Annotated in this window: 2 rRNA genes; both read right to left on the minus strand. The window is 47.6% G+C overall.

Annotated features, from left to right (window positions below):
• Positions 1–110 (minus strand): 23S ribosomal RNA (locus tag AC1DOK_RS24560); the annotation flags it as partial.
• 215 nt (positions 111–325) lie between these two features.
• A 16S ribosomal RNA gene (locus tag AC1DOK_RS24565) occupies positions 326–454 on the minus strand; the annotation flags it as partial.

Raw genomic sequence — 454 nt, forward strand, 5'->3', positions numbered from 1 at the left:
TCCCCGGATCAAAGCCTGCATACGGCTCCCCGAGGCATTTCGTCGTTCGCCACGTCCTTCTTCGGCTCCTAGTGCCTAGGCATCCTCCGTGCGCTCTTATTAGCTTAACCAGCTAATTATAAAACGTTGTTCTCTCAATTGCTTAAGAAAAACATCGGATGTTTCTAAGCTCTTACATTTCGTTTCGCTATCTAGTTTTCAAGGAACAAGTTTAAAGATGAAAGGTATTATCCTTCCAAAACTGACAACGAGTGAAGAAACTTTAGTGGTCTGTCATGCAAACCACTGTTCGAATGTTTCCGTTGCAGGAAACGATTCTCCATAGAAAGGAGGTGATCCAGCCGCACCTTCCGATACGGCTACCTTGTTACGACTTCACCCCAATCATCTACCCCACCTTCGGCGGCTGGCTCCCTTGCGGGTTACCCCACCGACTTCGGGTGTTGTAAACTCT

Source organism: Paenibacillus sp. P5_B5 (assembly GCF_056400365.1).